This window comes from Corynebacterium sp. MSK041, from assembly GCF_030232265.1.
Taxonomy (GTDB): domain Bacteria; phylum Actinomycetota; class Actinomycetes; order Mycobacteriales; family Mycobacteriaceae; genus Corynebacterium.
The window spans coordinates 1-1,362 of the sequence record NZ_JASPJK010000034.1; the positions used below are offsets into that span (position 1 = coordinate 1).

Consider the following 1,362-nt stretch of genomic DNA (forward strand, 5'->3'; position numbering starts at 1 on the left):
GACTTCATCCACACCGACCTGGAACTGCTCTACCAGCTCGCCGACGGCATCGACGGCGAGGACGCCGATCCGGGTGCAGCACAAGAACTGCGCGACCTAGAGGCGGCAGGCACGCCGCTGCCCTGGGCAGTGCTGTAACGACAGCGCAACCCCCCGCAGCAGCAAAGCAGCTGCTTCAACACCCACATTGCACGGCAATTCACACCCACCCACATAAGGAGAACCATCATGTCCAACCCCTTCAACAACGGCACCATCGTCGGCAACGCAGCTCGCGCACCGAAGCTGTTCGAGCACGCAAACGGCGGTGCGACGGTGAAGCTCAGCGTCTATGCGCGCAACACCTTCAAGAACAAGGCCACCGGCAAGGTGGAAAGCGAGATCGTGGAGCTGACCGGCTACGTCCAGGACGCGAAGAACCCCGGCGTGTTCGGCTGCATCGGGTCCGGCGACCGTGTCGCAGTGAGCTACTCGCTGAAGACCGACGTCTACACCGACAAGGACGGTGTGAAGCACTACCCGCTGGTCGCCCGTATCGACACCGTGCAGCTGATCGACTCCAAGAAAGAGTCCGCTGCGCGCGCAGCCCGTCGCGGAGGCGAGGCGGCGAACGCCGCCCTGGCTGGCGCTGACGCCGACAACGACGAAGCACCGTTCTAACAACGACACCCCGCAGGGAAACCTGCGGGGTTATTTTTTTCAACTATTTCACGGTGTTGATCCAGCTCTTTCACGGCCTTACCCAACTGAACAAAACCCAACAGCCCTAGCATCAGCTTGGCGATCGGGGTGGAGTCTTTTGAGTAGGTCTGTCCCTCCTTGAGGAACTTCACCGACACTCCTTTGCTGACTAGCTCGTCAACAATGGCGTACAGATCCGTCAGTGAACGCGCGCACCGATCCATCGACGTGACGACAAGCTGATCTCCTGCACGGACATATCGCATTGCTTCATCAAGTCCAGGGCGCTCACGCGATCCACCACTGGCCTTATCCGTGTAATAGGTGAAGACCTTCTCTGCCTTGAGTTGTTCAATCTGACGATCAAGGTTCTGATCTTTCGAACTCACCCGGGCATAGCCCACCTTTTGTCCTGAGATCGCCCCCAACTGTTCAGTGATCTCCAGAGGCAGTGACGGTTCTGTTCCGTTAGTCTTGGAACTAACCCTAGCGAACAGGAAGTTTTTTCATTCACAAATTGTTCGCTTGGGGTGTACCCCAGGTGCCCCTACCAGCGCCCGCAGTTGAAGGCTTCACCTACCAAATGGTAAAGTTAGCTATATGCGAACCAGTCAGCGCTCCGAGATCCTGGAAGCTGCCCTCCGCGTCATGAACGCAGCGGAGGGTGGCGACATTACCCTT

At 58.1% G+C, this 1,362-nt stretch carries 2 protein-coding genes; one reads left to right on the forward strand and one right to left on the reverse strand.

Annotation, left to right across the window (positions count from 1 at the left end; genetic code table 11):
- The first annotated feature begins 228 nt into the window (after window positions 1–228).
- Window positions 229–660: a single-stranded DNA-binding protein gene (locus QP968_RS11040; protein ID WP_034997554.1), complete on the forward strand. Its 432-nt coding sequence runs from the start codon at window positions 229–231 to the stop codon at window positions 658–660.
- On the opposite strand, the gene QP968_RS11045 is transcribed toward QP968_RS11040, so the two are convergent.
- On the reverse strand, window positions 657–1,085 hold the full coding sequence (locus QP968_RS11045) for a recombinase family protein (protein ID WP_256008564.1): 429 nt from the start codon (window positions 1,083–1,085) through the stop codon (window positions 657–659). The two genes, QP968_RS11040 and QP968_RS11045, sit on opposite strands and share 4 nt — an antisense overlap.
- Window positions 1,086–1,362 lie beyond the last annotated feature (277 nt).